This window comes from Microcoleus sp. Pol12B5 (assembly GCF_036701335.1).
Classification (GTDB): domain Bacteria; phylum Cyanobacteriota; class Cyanobacteriia; order Cyanobacteriales; family Microcoleaceae; genus Microcoleus.
In genome coordinates, this window is the sequence record NZ_JAUBQQ010000089.1 from 1 (window position 1) to 18821 (window position 18821).

Consider the following 18821-nt stretch of genomic DNA (forward strand, 5'->3'; position numbering starts at 1 on the left):
GTTAGCTCTCAAACATATTGATGCTTAAACTCCTCTTGGGGTGGTGCGCTTCAGGCGCACCCCCTGAACGGTTACGAATTTGGACATAAAGCCAGAGGTTTGAAACATAAATTTTCGCCCCTCGGCGTACCCCCTACATCTCTCGCCCAAACATTACATCACCCGTTTCCCGCCGGTATTCGCACAGTGAAAATAGACCCTTTTCCCTCTTCGCTTTCTACCAAAATCTCCCCGCCCATCATCTGACAGTAGTAGCGGCTAAGTGTCAGCCCCAATCCAGCGCCGTCGTAAGGTCGCGTTGATGAACAGTCAGCTTGCACAAAAGCTTCAAACAATTTGTGCTGTTGTTCTTCCGACATTCCAATTCCGGTATCCTTAACAGAGAAACAAATCCAATCCGACTCTTGAACATTCAGCAGGGGACAAGCGATCGCCCCAGAATGAGTTTCATCGGCAGCAATTGAATCGTCAATCGCCGATCGCCCTGCTGTATTCAATTTGCCACTGCCTTCAATGCGCCTGACACTCAGTTTCACTCTGCCGTTTTTGGTGAACTTCGCAGCATTACTCAGCAAGTGCATCAAAACCTGCCGGACTTTTTTGAAATCTGCGTGCATTATGCCCACAGTTCGATCGCACTCAATCTCCAAAACATTGCCATTTTTCTCTACTAACGGTTTCGCGGCACTCGCAACATTGTCAACCAGGGATTCGATGCCAAACTCCTGGATTTCGAGTTTCATACCCCCCGCTTCAATTTTTGACAAATCAAGGATATCGTTAATCAAAGATAGTAGGTGCGTGCCGGCTTTCTGAATCTTGTGCAAGTCGGGTACAAACTCATCAAATCCCGCATCCTGGGCATCTTCTGAAAGTAGTTGACTGTAGCCAATAATCGCATTTAAAGGCGTCCGCAATTCGTGGCTCATATTTGCTAAAAACTGGCTTTTAGCAGTGTTAGCCGCGACGGCGACTTCCTTAGCTTGTTCTAATTCTTTTGTATGTCCCGAAACGCGCTCGATTAGGTGATTGAGAGAGGCAGCCAGAGAGCCGATTTCGCCTTGTCCGGTGACGGGTACTCGCAAGTCAAAATTAGACTCAGCGGCTACTTGTTGGGCCACCTGAGTGACGCTGATCACAGGTTTGGCGATCGCCCGACTCGTCCGGTAAGCCACCATTCCAGCCACCACTACCGACAGCAGCATACTAATAATAATTATGGCTTTTTCCATTCCTTGGGCGTCTTCCATCACTTCACCGCCTTGGCCTTCTTGCTGCTGGGCAATATCGAGGATTTTGCTCAATTCCTCAAGGCTGCTGTTGAGCTGTTTTACACCTTCTCCGCTTTCGATGGCGAGCAATTTTCTGGTAGACTCTATCTCCCGAGGCGATAGTTGCGATTGCTGGATTGTCTGCAAGGTTGACTGGAGAGTATCGGCGTATGCTTCTAATTTTTTTGTGCAATCTAGCAGCAAAAATTTGAGAACTTCCGGTTTTGCTGCCAGCCAAGCGGGTTGGCTGTCGGCAAACTTTTCTATACGCAACCGCAGATTTTTCGCCTTAACAATACTCTTAACCAACTGCTCTTCTTGCTGTTTGAGCTTGGTCGAATTATCTACAAAAGAATCTAGCTGTGAACCCTGCAATTGGGCTGCCAGCGCTGCATCTTTAAAATTGCCGAGCAATTGCGCTTGTAGATGAGCATCATTGAATTGCTTTAATCCTTGTCCTTGGTAGTAATCGGCAATCACCAGTCCGCTCAGCGAGCCAAGAAAGCCGATTCCTATTGCCAGCAAATACCCGTAGCCAATTTTTTGATAGATAGGCAAACCGCCAATTTTAGATGGCCAAGTCTTGCTGACTTTTAAGGATAATGTTTCTACAAAATCATGGTTGGCTTTTTTTTTCTTCACGGTTTCTATAGAAGCCACTTCTCCGGAAATAAAAACTGGCATCTGTTTACCTAAAGTGGTATTTTTTGGGTTAACATTTCGCGTTTTCACGTTTGTTTTCGGCGGGTTAAATGGTTCTAACTCTGGATTCAATTCCCCCTGGTCTTCCCAAACGGCAACCGAGAAACTTGCTTCGTGTCCTGTTTTTTTTAGCAAGTTAATTTTTGACATATGCAACCCCTGTATTCTGTTAAAATCTATCACGATATTAAGTTCTCCAAACGGAAAAGCTTGTCTATTTAACGGTAGACATCTGCGAAAAAGCATCTGAAACTCTGGTCGAGTCAGAGGAGAAACTTAAATTCGGTTGATGTCTAAGAGATAATTAGGCTGTTGAGGACTGTTGCCAAATTACTTTTTCGGCTCGTAAAAGTCTGCAGCAGGCAAAAAAAATAAAACTTTATCCCCGCAGTGAATTATCCCTGCGTGGAATGTTACAGGCAGAAAATTCTCTCAGACCTGTTTTGCCTGTGAGTAGCCCAAAGCTGATATTGTCTGTTGACAATGCACCCGATTCCTTCGCTTTGGACTTTGGCTGCCAGCAATGCGACGATTGCTTGACGGTTTTTGTTAAGCATCCGACAACTTTGTAGCACAGAATGTAACAAATGCAGCAGCCGATCGAACTTTTGCACCCTGGCGATCGACTTTTGGCATCGTTGCCCCGCAAAGACAAGTCTGAGGCGAAGTGTCGTTAGTTGAGTATAACTGTAGGGCTTGCGAAAAGAAACCCGGTTTCCGGGAGTCAACTGTTGGCGATTGCGAGTTCTGGAGTTGCGGTGGTCAATTCGATCGCCAGTGCTAGCTTACCGTCTCTACCCAAAGCTTCATCGGCCAAGTGTACCATCCAGCGATTCGGCTTGGCTTGGGGTCTGGCGGCGAGCACTAACGCCCAAGCTTCCCGTTCTTTGCCACGACCCAACAGCGCAGCACACACAGTCAAAGCTGTGGCCGTTGAACGGCTGATCCCACTTTGGCAGCAGATCAGCAAACAGCCTCCCTGCGACGACATTTTCAGGGCGAAGTCAATAATTTTCTGTACATCCTCAAAGGTAGGCAAGATTTGATCCGGGTCGTCAACGGGGGTGTCGAGGTCGTTAAATTCCAGGCACATTCGGTTCGGGATTCGATCGAAAGTTTTGGGTTCGGGGACGCCTGGACTGCCGATCGAGATCAGGTATTTAATTTCGCGTCGCGCAGGGCGTTCAACAATGTATTCGCTGGCTTCGGCTTGCGAAGCAATCAGGATTTTCGGCAGTTTTTCTGCCGATAAATCTGGGGAAACAGAGGGTTGAAAATCAACTATTTCTGCCTCAGTCCTGACATCCGCCAAGTATTGGGCAGCCAGCGCCCGAACGTCAGCAAATTCGCGATTTAAAGCTGTTTCCAGAGCCAGAATAGCAGCCGTTGAGCCAATTTGACCAAGTGATTTAACAGCGTTTTGGCGCACTCCAGAATTTTCGTCCCCCAGCAGCCGCACCAAACCTGCCACAGCTTCTTCTGTCCCAATTTCCCCTAAAGCAGCAGCAACTCTCCAGCGCACATAAGATTCGCTATCTCCAATTGCGCTCGCCAGTCCCGCGACCACCATTTTTTGCAATTTCGCATCTCCCTCTGTATTGATGTTCCCAATGGCCACCGCCGCCCTGCCGCGCACGAAAATGTCTCGATCCGAGAGGGATCGGATTACTGCCACCATAGCCGCCTCGCTGCTGATTTCTCCCAAGGCAGAAACTGCACTGCCCCGTACGTCAGAGTCGTTATGTTTGAGGGCTTGTACCAGCCCCGCCACAGCCGTTTCCGTGCCAATTTGTCCCAAGGCCTCGGCGGCCCTCAAAGAAACTGCATAGGAGTCTGGGTCGTCGTGAAGCAATTCTATTAAGCTGGGTACTGCCTCACAATCGCCGATTTTCCCCAAAGCCGCCGCGGCCCTAGCGCGGACGATGTGATTTTGGTCTCTGAGGGCTTTCAACAGCCCGGGAACTACTTCAGAGATGCCGATTTTCCCGCAGTTGACCGCAGCCCGCCAGCGCACCTCGGAGTCTGGGTGGTTGAGGGCTTTCAGCAGCGCGGGGACGGCTATTTTCGGGTTAATTTTGCCCAAGGCCCAAACAGCCCGGGCGCGTACCTTGGACTCTGCGTGTTTGATGGCTTTGAGCAGTGCTATGGCGGCTGGTTTCGAGTTAATTTCTCCTAAAGCCCAAGCGGCCCAAGCTTGCATTTGGGAATCTTGAGATTCGAGCGATCGGGCTAATTCAATTACTGCTGCTTCGGATCCGATTTTCCCGATCGCCCGAATCCCATCCAGCCGCACTGAACTTTCTTTGTGGTTCAATGCCGCCACCAGCATCGGAATTGCCATATCCGAACTTGTTAGGGCCAGCAGTTGAATTTTGAGCAGTGGCGAAGTGGGGATTTTGTCGATTAATTTTATTGTAGCTATTTGAAATTCTGGCTTTACCGTTCCTGCTAGCTTCGAGCCGAGTTTTAAATTTACTTTTAGAGCTAATTTTACTGCCCGCAAAGCCAGACTTTGCTGTTCTACTTGCGGCAATATAGTCGCCAAGGTTCGCATCCCTTGTTTTTGTTTCAAATATTTTTGATGGAATTGAGCATCGCTGAGTTCGGGTAGCTGTTGGATGAGGCTTGCTGCTGATGTCACTGATTTATCCTAATATTGTGGCGAGCGGTTGAGATTGCTCTTTTAAACTGCCTTTAAAAAATATGCCGTCTACAAAACGCTACTTCTAAAAAAAAGCTTGCACCACTTCTAAAATATGTCTTATTCCACTGTTTTTGCAACTCCCCAATGATTAATTATTGGGTTTGTTTGGGCGATCACCTTGACAATTTGACAATTGGTTGCGCTTGCTGCTTGGCCTTGCTGGGTTTTGAGATAGCCTAGCTCTGCTATATCATTTTATACTCACATCTTGCACCATTGTCAGGAACAGGCAAGATGCCTGTTCCACAAGAAAATTCACCCTTTGTGGAACAGGCATCTTGCCTGTTAATCAAAGCTTATTGAGAATGGTGCAACATCTTATTCTATACCCACTTGGTTTGAAATAGCGATCGGCGCGGTTGACTGCAGCTAACCGGAAACAGCTTGATTGCGGGACAATCTCTCAACGAGCATAGGGCCCTTTTTTCAAAACCTTAGCCAAAGCGTTATCGTTATCTCGCAAACCTTCGTAAAAAAACATCACTTCTCCTTGAATCCCGCAAGAGCGGTTGTAAGCAATTACTTGCAACAACAGTTCGGGAGTTATGCTATATTTGCTGCCTCGATTCGTCAACAAAATACCGGGCGACACGCACTTTACTTGCTGGCCGCTAAGCTGTCCCCCAATCATTTTATCGACCAATTGTTTGTAAGCATTAAAATCGCGGCGATAAAACTGCGGGTGAAACAGATCGACCAAGTTTTTGTCAACCCAAGCTTTAGAATCTTGCAAATATTCCACCAGTCCCCAGTCATAAGGACTCGGCGACATCGATAGCAACAAATCAGGATTAATAGCTTTCACTTCTCGGTGTAAACGAGCTACAAACTCAGTAATAATATTAGCACGCCACTGTAGCCAATGTTGTTCTTTACAATCCGACGGCGCTGCTTTACCGCACTCTTCTAGATAGCGTTTAACCGTTTTTTCGTCGTAACCGCCTTCTACCGGAAACGCAATGCGATCGTCTCCTTGAACCCCGTTCACCGGATAATTCTTAGCAACTTCCAGCATCAACCCCAGCACAAAGTCTTGCACTTCCGGGTCAAGAGAATTCATCCAGTCAAAGTTATTTTTATTCAGTAAATTGCCGCTGACATCACGGGCGATCCACTCAGGTTTTTTCGCCAGCAAATGACCGCCCTTGCGATTGTAAGAACTCACAAATCCGTATTCAAAACAAGGAATCACTTTTAAACCAACTCTCTTGGCCTCAACACACATTTCTGCTAAGGGGTCGCGACCTTGATAGCGCGAGTCAATTTCCACCCCAAATTTTTCTCGCATAATTTGAGAAGGATAAGCCGTATAACCCTGGCTCCAAATTATAGGAAAAACGGTATTAAATCCCGTATCGGCGAGAAAGTCCATTGCCTCAGCAATTCGCTCTTTTGATGTGAAAACTTTGGAGTCTGTGCTGGTGATCCAAACGCCGCGAATTCCACCAGGATTGCTAGTCGCAAACGAACTGGGCAGCGTTGCTGGATTTGGTGCAGAAAATCCAGTCGTCGCCAACCGCTGTTGGAGGGAAGAGGCAAAACTGCGAATTGCTGATTGGAAAGGTGTGAAAAATCCCATTTATTTATTTAATCTTTTTTTGTGTAAGATGGGTACTGCACCCGCTACGTTATTGATTGGTAGCACCCGGTATTATTTATGGATAAGATGCGCCGAAGAAGCGCCTATTATTATTTATTGATTAGGTGCGGAGTACGCACCCTACATTCATTGGTAGCACCCGATATTATTTATGGATAAGGGGCGTAGTACACGCCCCAAAATTGTACTATCCAGCAACAGCAGACAACTGCTGGCTCAAAGCTGCTTTCAAAAGTTCCGCCTTATCAGTTTCCTCCCAAGGCAAATCTAAATCAGTGCGTCCGAAGTGACCGTAAGCCGCCACATCTTGATAGAAACGGCCGCCTCTTTCAGCAGGCAAATTCTGCAAGTTAAATGCCTGAATGATTCCCGCAGGACGCAGTTCAAAATGCTGCTTCACAACTTCCAAAAGGCGATCGTCATCAACTTTCCCAGTGCCAAAAGTTTCGATCATCATGCTAACAGGCCGCGCAACGCCGATCGCATAACTCAACTGCACTTCACACTTTTGGGCCAAACCAGCAGCTACGATATTTTTAGCAACGTAGCGACAAGCATAAGCCGCGCTGCGGTCTACCTTGGTGGGGTCTTTCCCAGAAAAAGCGCCGCCGCCGTGGCGGGAATAGCCGCCGTAGGTATCCACAATAATTTTGCGACCCGTTAAACCCGAATCTCCTTGAGGCCCGCCGACCACAAATTTGCCGGTGGGGTTGACAAGGAAGCGAGTTTCTGAATCCGGCTTCACGCTAATATCAGCAAACACAGGTTGGACGATAGCAGTCCAAAGGTCTTCTTTGATTTTGGCTTGAACTGCGGCCGTTTCCGTGATGTCGCCGATCGTTTCGGTATGCTGGGTAGAAATTAAAATCGTATCTATGCCAACAGGTTTGCCGTCCTCGTAAATCACCGTAACTTGGCTTTTGCCGTCGGGACGCAGGTAAGATAACTGACCGGTTTTGCGGACTGCAGCCAGTTGACGGCAAATCCGGTGCGCTAAACTGATCGGCAGAGGCATCAATTCCGGCGTTTCGTTGCAAGCAAAGCCGAACATCAAGCCTTGGTCGCCTGCTCCAATGGCGTCTAATTCCTCTTCACTCGATTGTTCCCGGCTTTCGTGGGCTGTATTCACCCCTTGAGCAATATCGGGAGACTGAGAATCAAGAGCCACCAACACTGAGCAACTATTGGCCGAAAATCCGTTGTCAGCGTGGATGTAGCCAATATCGGCTATTTTTTTCCGGGCTAATTCTATGTAATTTACCTGAGCTTTAGTGGTAATTTCGCCCGTCAGCAGCATTAAGCCGGTGTTGACGACAACTTCCGCTGCGACGCGGCTTTTAGGGTCTTCAGTCAGTAAGGCATCTAAAATCGTATCTGAAATTTGATCGCAGATTTTATCGGGATGGCCTTCAGTGACCGATTCAGAGGTAAACAGGTAGCGGCGTGACAATGATTATTTCTCCTTAGATAGGGGCTCTTCCTGCGCGACCTCGATGACCGACGAGTTATTTTTCCGGTAAAGGCCAAGAAGGATCGCGTCTGGGCTACCATCGAATTTTTGTCGGTCTGCAGAGCCGTGTTGAAGCAGGGTTTGAGACTGGGTAAAGTGACACTACTATAGCAAAGTCAGTTCCGGCAAGTCCCTAAAAACTTAGATTTTGTAGGATTGTCGATCGATCTTGGACACAGCTCGTCTAGCCCCTAACCTGACAAAGGTAAGATACAGTCAGGGTATCGCCTTGTGCAAGGACTATGGCAGGACTCCAAAAATCACCAAACTTGATCCAAACAGTTGCCGATCTAGAATTTCCCGGCGGCCCCATACCGCTTGACTCTCGATTTTATATTGAGCGCTCAGGGGCCGAAGCCCTGGCCTGTGCAGAAATTAGCAAACCCGGAGGCCTTGTTCGCATTAAAGCTCCCAAAAAAATGGGCAAAAGTTCGCTGATGCTGCGGATAATTCACGCGGCAGTCGATCGTGGATACCGCACAGTAACTGTAGACTTTCAGCAAGCCGACGCAGCGGTTTTTGCTAGTTTAGATAAATTTTTACGCTGGCTTTGTGTCAATGTCGCTCGGCAACTCAAACTCGAACCAAATATTGATGAATTCTGGGATGAAGATATGGGCAGCAAGGTAAGCTGCACAATTTACTTTGAAAACTATTTGCTCGAACTAATTGACAGTCCTATTGTCTTGGTAATTAACGAAATAAATCGCGTATTTGAACGCACCAACATTGCTCAAGATTTTCTTTCGATTCTCCGTTTTTGGTATGAACAAGCTCGCGCTAGCAAGACTTGGCAAAAACTCCGCATCGTTGTCATTCATTCGACAGAAATTTATATTTCTTTGAATTTTAATCAATCTCCATTTAATGTAGGAATGCCGATTAAACTCTCAGAATTTACTGCTGAACAAGTTCAATATTTGGCGCGCAGACACGGACTGAACTGGAGTGAGAGCGCTCCGATCGAGCAATTAATGAACATGGTAGGCGGGCATCCTTATTTAGTGCATTTAGCGCTGTATCACCTAGCAATTTCGCAACAAAATCGCCTGTCCGTTGAGCGGGATGAGCCTGGGGAGGAACTGAGCCGAGCCGAGTTGACAGAACTGTTAACAGCAGCTCCTACTCACAGCGGAATTTATAGCGACTACTTGCAAAATCAGTCGATCGCCATTCAACAGCAGCCAGAACTCGCCTCCGCATTTCAACAAGTTGTCGATGCTAAAAATAGCATTTACCTCGAACCTTTTATAGCTTATCAGTTAGACAGCATGGGACTTGTAAAATTAGAGGGAAATAACTGTAGTTTGTCTTGCGAATTATATCGCCTGTATTTTCAAGGGCAAAATTTGTGCGAGGATAAGTTGTCGGTGGTTCGTTTTGAGGAGTTGCAGCAAGAAAATCAAAGGCTTCATGCTTTGGTGAATGTGGACGAACTTACTCAAATTGGCAACAGACGGCATTTTGATAGTTGCTTGCGAATGGAATGGAAACACATGGCTCGCGAGGGGTCTCCAATATCTTTAATTTTGTGCGACCTCGATCATTTCAAAATATATAATGATACCTACGGACATCAAGCAGGAGATGAGTGCTTGCGATCGGTAGCTCAGACAATTCGCCGATCGCTCCAGCGTCCTGCTGATGTAGCTGCTCGCTACGGGGGCGAGGAATTTGCTGTGATTTTACCTGAAACTGATGCGTCGGCTGCTCTGGTGGTTGCCGAACAAATTAGAGTGAAAGTGAAAGCTTTGGATATTATTTTTAACCCGGAGAGTGTTGACGGTCTACCTAATTCTGTGGTAACGATTAGTTTGGGAATTGCCAGCGTTGTTCCGAGCGAGGAAAATGATGCGATAACACTTCTCCTGGCGGCTGATGAGGCTCTTTATGACTCGAAAAGGCAGGGGCGCGATCGGCTCACTATGAGTAAGCTTTTAAATTTTCGATAGGTTGCTGTTAATTAGGTAATTCGGGGGAAATATAATTTGTTTCTACACCTACAAAGTCCGCCCGCGCGGACTCTGAAGAAAACGATAATTAAGAACTGGATTAGATGTTAATAGCGGGGGACGGTTCGATCGACCACCATTGAGTAAGCATCGATACCGCCAACGATATTTTTAACGTTAGTAAATCCTTGAGCCGCTAACCAGTGGCACATTTGAGCCGATCGCACTCCGTGATGGCACAGAACTAGGGTTTCTGTGTCGCGATCGAGTCTAGTGTCAATTTCACCAGACCATTCGGCAAACTCGCTCAGCGGAAAAGCTACAAATCCCGGCAGCGCCGCGAGTTCAATTTCGTGAGGTTCCCGCACGTCTACAAGCTGCAATTTCTCAGCATTGGTTTCTGCTAATTGGCGAGCTAATTCTTCAACTGTAATTTGAGCAAAAATTTCTGACATTTGATTATAAAAAAGTAGTCATCAGTCATTAGTCATTAGTCATTAGTCATTAGTCATTAATCATTGTTAACAATCAACAGTCAACAGTCAACAGTTAACAGTCAACAGTTAACTGTTAACAGTGATTAATTGAGGGGCGCAGGCGGTGGAATTAGCTCCACAGGAGGGGTAGGTGCAGGACGCCCGTCCAACTGGCTCACGTTGCCACTGGGGTCAAGACAAGTGGCGATTAACCGATCGGTGGGAAAGTCGAGCCTGCCGCTCAAACCGACTACGCATTCAGCAAACTGTTGTGGCAATAAACTACGGCGGCATCCATCGAGCACTACCAGGGGATCTGCAGGTTGAGTTCGACTTTTGCCGTTAATATTCACTACGCAAGTAGCCAATTCTTTGGGACGCCTCACCCGCCGACAGCTAGAGAGCGCTTCGACACCCGAAATATTGGTTTTGCGGTTGATTTGGAGGGCGCATTTAGATATGTCCCGGGGGTGGAGCGCGTCAGCACAAGCGGCGGCGGCTGCCTCTGCCCCCACTCCGGCTTCGATTAGTTCCAGGGCGCAGACGCGATAGGGATTCCTAGAGCGAGGGATTCTAATAGTGATGGCTGATGCTGGTGAGATTGGCAGTGCTGTTGCCAACAAACCGAGTGCTGCTAGCTGCGTGCCGAGAGCTAATATCCAGCGCGCGGTAGGGTTTGAGCCTGTCGGTGCTGGCTTTGGGGAAGAAGTGCGGGCAAAATTGCGGTTGTGCATGGCAGATCGAGTAGTGAGTTTTTTTGGCTGATTGGGGCGATCGATCGATCGGCTTTTCCTTCAGAATTTACCTCACATTATGGCTCGCGCTGCGGTCGATCGTTTTTTTATCGATCTTTATTTGAATTTTGACCGTTACCAACATATAATATAGAGTCTGCATAAAATTGCATACAGATATTAGAGAGGAAAATAAATGTCTCGATATCGAGGCCCCCGATTGAGAATCGTCCGTCGCCTGAAAGAGTTGCCGGGTCTAACCCGCAAAACCCCCAGACGAGATTATCCGCCTGGACAGCACGGTCAAAACCGCAAAAAGCTCTCTGAGTATGCGGTTCGTTTGCAAGAAAAGCAAAAACTCCGTTTCAATTACGGTGTGACGGAACGCCAACTGCTCCGTTACGTCCGCAAAGCCCGCCGTGTCACGGGCTCCACAGGTCAAGTGTTACTGCAATTTTTGGAAATGCGCTTGGACAATACTGTGTTTCGGATGGGAATGGCTCCAACCATTCCGTCCGCTAGACAATTGGTAAATCACGGTCACATAACTGTCAATGACCGTGAAGTCAATATCGCCAGCTATCAGTGCAAGCCTGGTGATGTGGTTGCTGTGAAAAATAGAGAGCGCTCTCGCACAATGGTAGAAGCTAATCTCAAAGACCCAGGCTTGGCTCACTTGCCGAATCACTTGGAATTTGATAAGCAAAAACTGGTTGGCAAAGTTAACGGCGTTATCGAACGCGAGTGGATTGCTCTACAGATTAACGAACTGCTAGTGGTGGAATACTACTCACGGCAAGCTTAATTTATTAGTCATCAGTCGTTGGTCATTAGTCATCAGTTGGTTGCTAGCAGAATAATTAATAATTGGGTATGAACCCAGTTATTGATTAATTGCTACTGAATAATGAGGACTAAGGACTGATCACTAAAAATTAATAATTTTCAACATTCCCACCCCCTAAAAAGGGATGGGATTTTTTGAAGGTTTCGCTTGTTAATATCGTTTTCGGTGGGATGTCCCCGACAAAAATTATTCCCTTAAAATGTTTCTTCTCCGGTTGGTTCTTGATGGACAAGACCTCGCTTTTGAAGGCGATAATTCGCTACAACGGGGTAAACAACACCGCGTATCCGATTGATAGCACCTACTGGACGATGAACTGCTAAGCCGTTCCAAGGAGAATATCTCAGGTTTTCGTTGAAATCAGATTGTTTTTCATAATCAATAATCTGATGCTTGACGGTGAGACGACCTACTCTCAAGAAGGGTGATTCTTTTTCCTTCCAGACATTGATGCCATCGTCGATCGGCATTTTTAGGCTGGTTTGGAACTGAATGCCAAAATCCCAACAGTATTGGGCATCAGGTTTCGTCAGGGCTTGAATTAGATCGTCCCGGTAATAATTGTCTGGTTGATTGGGATCTAAACCCAAGGCTTTAGCGCGATCGACAAAAGGAATTTTAGGAATTCCCGGTCGAGATTGTTCTGGAATTATCTCGTGCGGTGGTTTGCATGAAACCGGAGTAAACCCATACTTAATTACCGCAGGATATTCGACAGGAACTAGACCAGGCTGGGAGGGATCGAAACCGGGATTAAGACCCAAAGCAGAGGGTGAACCGCTCCAATATTTGGCTGTTAGCAAACTCTTCGGAGTCCGGCTACCCGTAAGCGTTGAGACCGCTAGAAAGTGTCTGGGATGTCGGATTAGCCACTTTTTCAATGTCTCTGGTGATTCAACAAGAGCCGAAAAAAAGCCGTAGTAATCTTTGATGGTTTGGCTCACAAATATTTCTGAATTGTGAACAATGATGTCCTGGGTTTTTGACTCGTGGCTTTGCGCGAGTCGTTCCCCTTCCACCCCCATCACTTTCAGTGAGATTGAGCGCGAATCTTTTTGGTGATCAGGGTATACTTTGGTAGCCCCGTTAGCAAATCGCAACCAAACAGGATATTCTTTGGGTTTTGCTAGCAAACCTTGCTTAAGGGAAATCGCATTCAGTTGCGAAGAAGTTAACGAAGCGCGTTTGCCCAATTCCCGTTTAATCGCTTCCTCATCAAAGTCAAAAATTTCCAGAGTTCCTTTAACGCAAGCATGAGTTTTGGCGTGAGTATCTCGCAGCGCCCGCTCCTTATTGCCGTAAAGATTATCCATCCGAAGCTTGGCCTGCTCAACCAAAAGATCGTAATATTTGCGTTCGTCTTGTTCGGGATATTCGGTAAATAACTTCTTGTTCATAACATAACCTTCGGTTAATCGCTAAAAAAGGTTCTACACAAACCGTTGCATCTGTTAAACAGTATAACTGCTGGTGCAATTGCTCCCGAATTGCCGTAAGCGATCGCTTGCGAAAATATCGCCTTTTTCTTCCTCATTTTTGAGGGCGCAGGTGTCTTTGCGCCCCCACTACCTTGAGTCTTAGTTGTCAGCTACAACTTAAAGCTCGAAGGAGACTTTGTACTTGGGATCGCTTGGAGGAACATTACGATTCACTAAATCAGAGACTGTTTTGGTATTTTGGATAATTTCCCAACCAACCTCAGAAAAAGTTTCCTTATTGAAGACTTTAGGGGATAGCAAAGGATTAGTTAAAGCTTGGGAAAAAGCATCAATGCCAATTATCCGTGCTACTAAAGGCGGAATTGCTGAATTTTTGCGAACATCTTCAGCGTACAATCCGACAAATAATTCAATCTTATCAACATGACCGTACAACTCTTTTAATTTCTGTTGAGCGTATTCGTCACCCGTAATTTGATTGAAATCAGTCACTCTGGGATAACCACACATTTCGCGGTAATCGTTATAACTGGCTAACTGCGCCTGCCGTCCGAGTTTAACAGATGCTAGTTCGGTAGCATCAATAAATGTATAGGGTGTTCCTGCAATCTTAAAATCAGGTGTGTTAAACAAACCAATTCTAGTGCCTGGTTGGGAACAAGTTTCTTCCATCAATGCACCCAACCCTTTATCTATTAACATCTGATTATTCCAGAGAGAATCGTACATGGATTTTTCTTTGCCGTCATAGATAAAGGTTTCAGGAACCGCACTATGCCAGCGATAGACAAAACTAAACTCAATCGCCATCCAATTTTCTCGATACCAACTTTCTTTGGTAAAAGCTTCTGGATCGGCAAAGAACCTAAAATTATAGGGCGTAATGTGGAAAATGTACTCTTCCATAATGATATTGAGAACAATCACCATGAGAATATTTCTCGCGGTTTGGAAGAGCCTCTCATCGTCCCATTGCGGATAGCTTTTGGACAAAACATCACAAATTCGATTATGCTCCCTGATACATAAAGTGTTGAGCATGACATAGCCAACTTGGACGTTTGCCCGTTCAACTCCCATTGCAAATAGCTTGCTTTTCTTTTCGGGGGGTTGTCTTTTCTCATCATTAAGGGGTGCATGAAGACCTTCAAATTGAGGATGGACAATACCCTGCTCAGGATCGGCATAATAAAAGAGTGGATACTCTTCTTCTACGCCATCTTTGCGCTTGAGTTTTTGGGTTTTAAATTTACCGTCTTTGAAAGCTCTGAGCATATTTGTTTGTTTGCGGGTCAACCCGTAAACATTACACATATCAATCTGATGGTTGGAGGTATTTTTGAAGCGGTTTTGCTGATCTATCCGCAGAAAACTATCTGTAAACCATTGCACCCAATAGGGAAAGAGCAGAGTCGATTTTTCCGAATAAATGGTTTTTCCATCTCTTTTTTGGAATAAGGTCTTTAATTTGTCCAGTGGTGGTAAATTCCCTTCTTTGTTAAATTCTGGGTCAGGAGGTAAATGTCGCCCAGTATAAGTCTTGTCTGTAAGTGAATCCCAAGAGATATAGGTATCAGTTTTCTTGGGAATATCTGTCCCTGGAATTTTGGGATCTAAGCCCATTAAGCTATAGGGAAGCGGGCGAGTCGGAAGTTTGTAAATGATACTATTGAGAAAAAATTTGTTGAGTTTACGTTTCAGAGGCTCGTAACTTTGAACTAAATCCCAAATTGGCTTGAAATGAGTCAACGTATATGCTAAAGCTTTGTTGCTCAATCCATCTCTAGATGTATCTCTTGTCATGATTGCTTTTCCTTTCGATTGTTGGAGATTAGATAGATTACAAACTCTTCTTATGTTCGGTTCTGAGAGCTTGATAAAGTTTTATCATTTTTCTATATTCTCGATTACTTTGGAGAGAATTTCTTGCAGATTCTTAGGTCGATAGTCTGGGCGTTTTTTCAATCGATTGATCGTGCTTTCGTGAAGATCCTCAATAGCATCGCCCACCTCGCGGAACTTGATTCCTGCCAATTGGAAGAACCCAGGATTGTTTTTAAAATCAATCTCATAATTGGGATTGATACCTGTGGGAATGGCACTTATATCGAATTCAAGCCCCAATCCAAGGTTACGGGTTGAATCGATCATCCATTGTAAGGCGGCATCTGATAAACCGCTGTATTCTTTCGTTCCACCGCCGATGCAGATATGCGAGCCGGGAAACCAAACTTGAATAACCCGCTGGTTCTCAACATCAGGATTTTTTTTCATAGGCGTAACATCAAAGATTTCGCGAACTTCGTCGATCGCCACGGCGTGCAACGCATTTTGAATTAACTTATTTAAAGTGGTGTCGTGGAATCTGTACCTTTTCTTGAGCTGTTCGTCATACTTCTTGAAGGCGGGTAGAGTAGGAATACCAAGGGCTCCAACGGTGTCGAAACAACCAAGCAAGGTAATCGGGACGCGATCGCCGTAATCTTCGCGGTAATTGGCTGCTACCCGATCCTTTGGTTTAATGTCTCGTGTACGGTAAAGCTCGTAAGCTTCTGATGCCCTGGTAATATGAGGGCGGGATAGGAGACCGGAGCAATAAATCATCCCGGTTAGACTCCTGACTGTGTAAGCACCGCGACTGAACCCGAATAGATATATTTCGTCACCCTTCTCATAGTTGAGAGAAAGAAAACGATAGGCATCTTGTATATTTTTATCGATTCCCAGTCCAGTGGCTCCGCCCAAAATCTTGTTACTATCCGCTCCAATTCCCTCGTCATAAAACACGATCTGCGGAACCCCGTCACTGCCACTCGATTTCACTGCCTGGGCAAGCTTAATCACATTACTTGGGTAACTACTATTTAGTTGTTGCCAAGTTCCATCACAACAAACGATCAGACGTTTCATTTTTAAATTCTCTCTTTGAATCTGAAAGTTGACAGCGATCTGTCTTTGGTAATCGGTTACTTGAGATTGCCAATTCCGGTTTTTCTGTCGCGTCAGGCGAGCCCTGCTAATTTTTGGCTCCAAATTGTTATGTGGCTGGGCAATCTTTAACTATTTGGATTGTCAGGATATTAGTCCCAAAACACCATCTATTTGAGTTTGTTGTATTAAAATGTCAATATTATTTATATTCCTTAACGTAAAAAATTCAGAGCGTGAAATCGTAGGTTTGCTTCATGGAAAATGCTCGATTATCCTAAAACGTAAAAAATTCAGAGCGTGAAATCGTAGGTTTGCTTCATGGAAAATGCTCGATTATCGTAACAGAAGTAGTGATCCGACGCCCTAGCTAACAAACCTTTAAAGACATTTACGCTCTGCCTTGTCAGCTTATAAAACAGCTATATCTTATCGATTTGTCTGTGGGCTGCAAGATAATAATGAGGTATTTGTTGCACAAGTAGCAGGTTCAATGCTCTGTTTGACGCTAAATTTTGTTTCAGTCACTCTCAGATTTCCTGCGATGTGGTTGAATTGTTGAACAATATTGGGATTTTTCTGGTTTCTGAATGGGCAAATTTGTACTAAAACTTCCTAGCCCCGGTTTAAATTGAAACGTCCCAAAGTGGGGACGATCGACCGCAGCGACTGGCTACGAGGTTCTCGCACCAAAACCAAAGGCACAAGAGCAATCAGCCGCACAGTAGCCGAGAGGGCAAACACTGCTCCCAAACTCATGCCCGGAAGTTCGGCAATAAAGCCGCCGGCGGTAGTTCCCAAAGCCCCAGCTAATCCCGAAACCGCTGCGGCGATCGCAAAATAAGTCGAAGGTTGCTCGATCGACGCGAGCTCCATTTGAATATTGTTACTACACAGCCCGATCGCCCCTAAAGTCGTTCCCCCCAGCAAGTGCAGCAGCGGCAGCCACACCCACACCGAAAACGGGTAATTGCCCGTACCCAACCACAGCAAAGGCGTTATCGCCACCACCAGCCCAACCGCAATTAGGAGCGGACGATTCCCCCAGCGATCTGCCAACTTACCCCAAAACATCAGCAGTAGTAGATTTGCCCCGGAACTTAAGCTGGTGTAAATCGTTACCAAACTCACATCCAATCTTAAATCTTTCAGAAGGTAGATATTAAAAAAAGGCGCGCTGAGATTAACAGCAAATGTCCACACACTGAAGTAAAGAATAAACATTAAAAAATTAGAATCTTTCAGCACAGAAGGCACAAAATCTGTTATTTGCTTTGCTTTTTTCTCTGTAAGTCGATCGTTCTGTGCATCTTTTTTGTATACCTGGGGATTCACATCAACCATGAAGCATTGACACCCCAAACTAATCATTCCCGCCAAAACACCCAGCAATAAAACAATACCGTAGCCCAAAATTGGGCCGCCGTCCGAAGTTGAAACTCCCAATCCCATCAACGGCACTCCCAGCAAAGTGATGAGGCTGACAGCACTGTTGCGAAAGCCAAAATAGCGTCCCCGCAAGCGCTGAGGAACCACAGCAGCCATCCAACTGAACCAGCTAGAATTGGCAAAAGCTGCCAGCACGCTAGCTGCTACGACTGTTACCAGTGTCCATTGCAGCAGTTGGTGGAAGTCTGCGTGCTGGGAACCCCAAACAATTGCCACCGCCAGCACCAGCCACAGCAGCCGCGATATGCCGAATACAAATAGGTTGTACCAGTGGCGGCTGGTTGTCTGATCTGCGATGTAGGCTCCTAATGGTTGCAGGAGATTTACCACCATCGGAATAGCCGAGAATATACCTATTTCCACGCTGCTCGCGCCGAGTTGCAGCAAGAAGTTGCTAAGCAGCACGCCGCCAGTCGCCGACTCGAAGACAGCCGCAAAAACGCCGTCTAAAGTTGAGGCTTTCAGGGTCGATCGAACGTCTTTTTTAGAAATTTTGAGAGCTGTTTTTGCAGAGAGAACGAGCTGAAATATTTTCGGGTCTACTATTTCTGGAGTCTGAAGAGATAGAGGTTCATTTAACTCTGCAACTGGTTCAACCATAGTCAATCGATTTTAGATTGTAGATTTTAGATGGTAGATTGGAGAATTGAAGTAATAGGGTTAGATAAAACCAGCCCCACCTTCAAGAGGCTAGCTCGAAAGTAGGACTGGTACGTCCGGGTAATTCATATCAATATAAATGACTTGCAATCGCTAGAACATCAACCGCTTGGGAGATATAAATTGGGTAATTGTAAAAAAGTAGGTTGTAGGGCTTAACAAAGAAGCGATCCCAGCATTTTACCTGCCAAAAATTGCTCAAATTCCGCCTCAAACAAGTCCCCCAAAAGCCCAAGCAAATTTAGCGCCCGATCCTCGACTCGCCTCTGGCGCCTTTACAGCTAGCTAAATCTAGAGAATGAAAGACGATCGACTTGCCGAATATTGCTGAAGGACTATTTGTACCTAATTCCTGGAATCCGTTGGTTCTGTCCCAGCGCTGGCGATCGAGATTCCGGGTTGTTTATGGAAATCCCCCGCAGGTGCCCGTAAGGCTTCGGAGTGGGTTATTGGCGATCCTCTACGTTGGCGTAGCCCCCGTAGATACTGTCTTGACCTGTCAAGGGGTAGCAGTCAAATAATTGGGGTCGAAAGGCTTTTGGGATTTTA

General features: G+C 46.0%; 12 protein-coding genes. 2 read left to right on the forward strand and 10 right to left on the reverse strand.

Annotated features, from left to right (window positions below; all coding sequences use genetic code 11):
- Window positions 1–158 precede the first annotated feature (158 nt).
- The 4 genes from QUA24_RS24480 to metK form a co-directional block, all read right to left on the reverse strand.
- Window positions 159–2123, reverse strand: coding sequence for an ATP-binding protein (locus tag QUA24_RS24480; RefSeq protein ID WP_333232773.1), 1965 nt, complete (start codon window positions 2121–2123; stop codon window positions 159–161).
- A 574-nt stretch (window positions 2124–2697) separates the two neighbouring features.
- Window positions 2698–4614, reverse strand: a complete 1917-nt coding sequence (locus QUA24_RS24485; RefSeq protein WP_333232775.1) for a HEAT repeat domain-containing protein — start codon at window positions 4612–4614, stop codon at window positions 2698–2700.
- 466 nt (window positions 4615–5080) lie between these two features.
- On the reverse strand, window positions 5081–6256 hold the full coding sequence (locus tag QUA24_RS24490; protein ID WP_333232777.1) for a family 10 glycosylhydrolase: 1176 nt from the start codon (window positions 6254–6256) through the stop codon (window positions 5081–5083).
- Between the two features lie 208 nt (window positions 6257–6464).
- The gene (gene metK, locus QUA24_RS24495) at window positions 6465–7727 is read right to left on the reverse strand and encodes a methionine adenosyltransferase (RefSeq protein ID WP_333232779.1); all 1263 of its coding nucleotides are present in this window, start codon (window positions 7725–7727) and stop codon (window positions 6465–6467) included.
- A gap of 302 nt (window positions 7728–8029) precedes the next feature.
- Here metK and QUA24_RS24500 point away from each other — a divergent pair, with 302 nt between their 5' ends.
- On the forward strand, window positions 8030–9739 hold the full coding sequence (locus QUA24_RS24500) for an AAA-like domain-containing protein (RefSeq protein ID WP_333232780.1): 1710 nt from the start codon (window positions 8030–8032) through the stop codon (window positions 9737–9739).
- Between the two features lie 107 nt (window positions 9740–9846).
- Here QUA24_RS24500 and QUA24_RS24505 read toward each other — a convergent pair whose 3' ends face one another.
- Both QUA24_RS24505 and QUA24_RS24510 read right to left on the reverse strand, forming a co-directional pair.
- Entirely contained in the window at window positions 9847–10194 is a 348-nt protein-coding gene (locus tag QUA24_RS24505) for a rhodanese-like domain-containing protein (protein ID WP_333232782.1), read from the reverse strand.
- Between the two features lie 125 nt (window positions 10195–10319).
- Entirely contained in the window at window positions 10320–10949 is a 630-nt protein-coding gene (locus QUA24_RS24510; protein WP_333232784.1) for a hypothetical protein, read from the reverse strand.
- 196 nt (window positions 10950–11145) lie between these two features.
- On the opposite strand from QUA24_RS24510, the gene rpsD reads away from it, so the two are divergent.
- Window positions 11146–11754 (forward strand): 30S ribosomal protein S4, encoded by a 609-nt coding sequence (gene rpsD, locus QUA24_RS24515; RefSeq protein ID WP_172190738.1) that lies wholly within the window; start codon window positions 11146–11148, stop codon window positions 11752–11754.
- A 236-nt stretch (window positions 11755–11990) separates the two neighbouring features.
- Here rpsD and QUA24_RS24520 read toward each other — a convergent pair whose 3' ends face one another.
- From QUA24_RS24520 to QUA24_RS24535, 4 genes are all read right to left on the reverse strand, one after another.
- On the reverse strand, window positions 11991–13193 hold the full coding sequence (locus QUA24_RS24520; RefSeq protein WP_333232786.1) for a catalase: 1203 nt from the start codon (window positions 13191–13193) through the stop codon (window positions 11991–11993).
- Window positions 13194–13391: 198 nt separating this feature from the next.
- The gene (locus QUA24_RS24525; protein WP_333232788.1) at window positions 13392–15038 is read right to left on the reverse strand and encodes a peroxidase family protein; all 1647 of its coding nucleotides are present in this window, start codon (window positions 15036–15038) and stop codon (window positions 13392–13394) included.
- A gap of 84 nt (window positions 15039–15122) precedes the next feature.
- Window positions 15123–16145 carry a DUF2235 domain-containing protein gene (locus QUA24_RS24530; RefSeq protein ID WP_333232790.1) on the reverse strand — a complete coding sequence of 341 codons (1023 nt, stop codon included), beginning with the start codon at window positions 16143–16145 and terminating at the stop codon, window positions 15123–15125.
- Window positions 16146–16778: 633 nt separating this feature from the next.
- On the reverse strand, window positions 16779–18212 hold the full coding sequence (locus tag QUA24_RS24535; RefSeq protein ID WP_333232792.1) for an MFS transporter: 1434 nt from the start codon (window positions 18210–18212) through the stop codon (window positions 16779–16781).
- Window positions 18213–18821: the final 609 nt, after the last annotated feature.

Excerpts from the sequence above, each read along its gene's own strand:
- QUA24_RS24480 (WP_333232773.1), bottom strand. The coding sequence starts at position 2,123 with ATGTCAAAAATTAACTTGCTAAAAAAAACAGGACACGAAGCAAGTTTC.
- QUA24_RS24505 (WP_333232782.1), bottom strand. The coding sequence starts at position 10,194 with ATGTCAGAAATTTTTGCTCAAATTACAGTTGAAGAATTAGCTCGCCAA.
- QUA24_RS24520 (WP_333232786.1), bottom strand. The coding sequence starts at position 13,193 with ATGAACAAGAAGTTATTTACCGAATATCCCGAACAAGACGAACGCAAA.
- QUA24_RS24490 (WP_333232777.1), bottom strand. The coding sequence starts at position 6,256 with ATGGGATTTTTCACACCTTTCCAATCAGCAATTCGCAGTTTTGCCTCT.
- QUA24_RS24510 (WP_333232784.1), bottom strand. The coding sequence starts at position 10,949 with ATGCACAACCGCAATTTTGCCCGCACTTCTTCCCCAAAGCCAGCACCG.
- QUA24_RS24525 (WP_333232788.1), bottom strand. The coding sequence starts at position 15,038 with ATGACAAGAGATACATCTAGAGATGGATTGAGCAACAAAGCTTTAGCA.
- rpsD (WP_172190738.1), top strand. The coding sequence starts at position 11,146 with ATGTCTCGATATCGAGGCCCCCGATTGAGAATCGTCCGTCGCCTGAAA.
- QUA24_RS24535 (WP_333232792.1), bottom strand. The coding sequence starts at position 18,212 with ATGGTTGAACCAGTTGCAGAGTTAAATGAACCTCTATCTCTTCAGACT.
- QUA24_RS24500 (WP_333232780.1), top strand. The coding sequence starts at position 8,030 with ATGGCAGGACTCCAAAAATCACCAAACTTGATCCAAACAGTTGCCGAT.
- QUA24_RS24530 (WP_333232790.1), bottom strand. The coding sequence starts at position 16,145 with ATGAAACGTCTGATCGTTTGTTGTGATGGAACTTGGCAACAACTAAAT.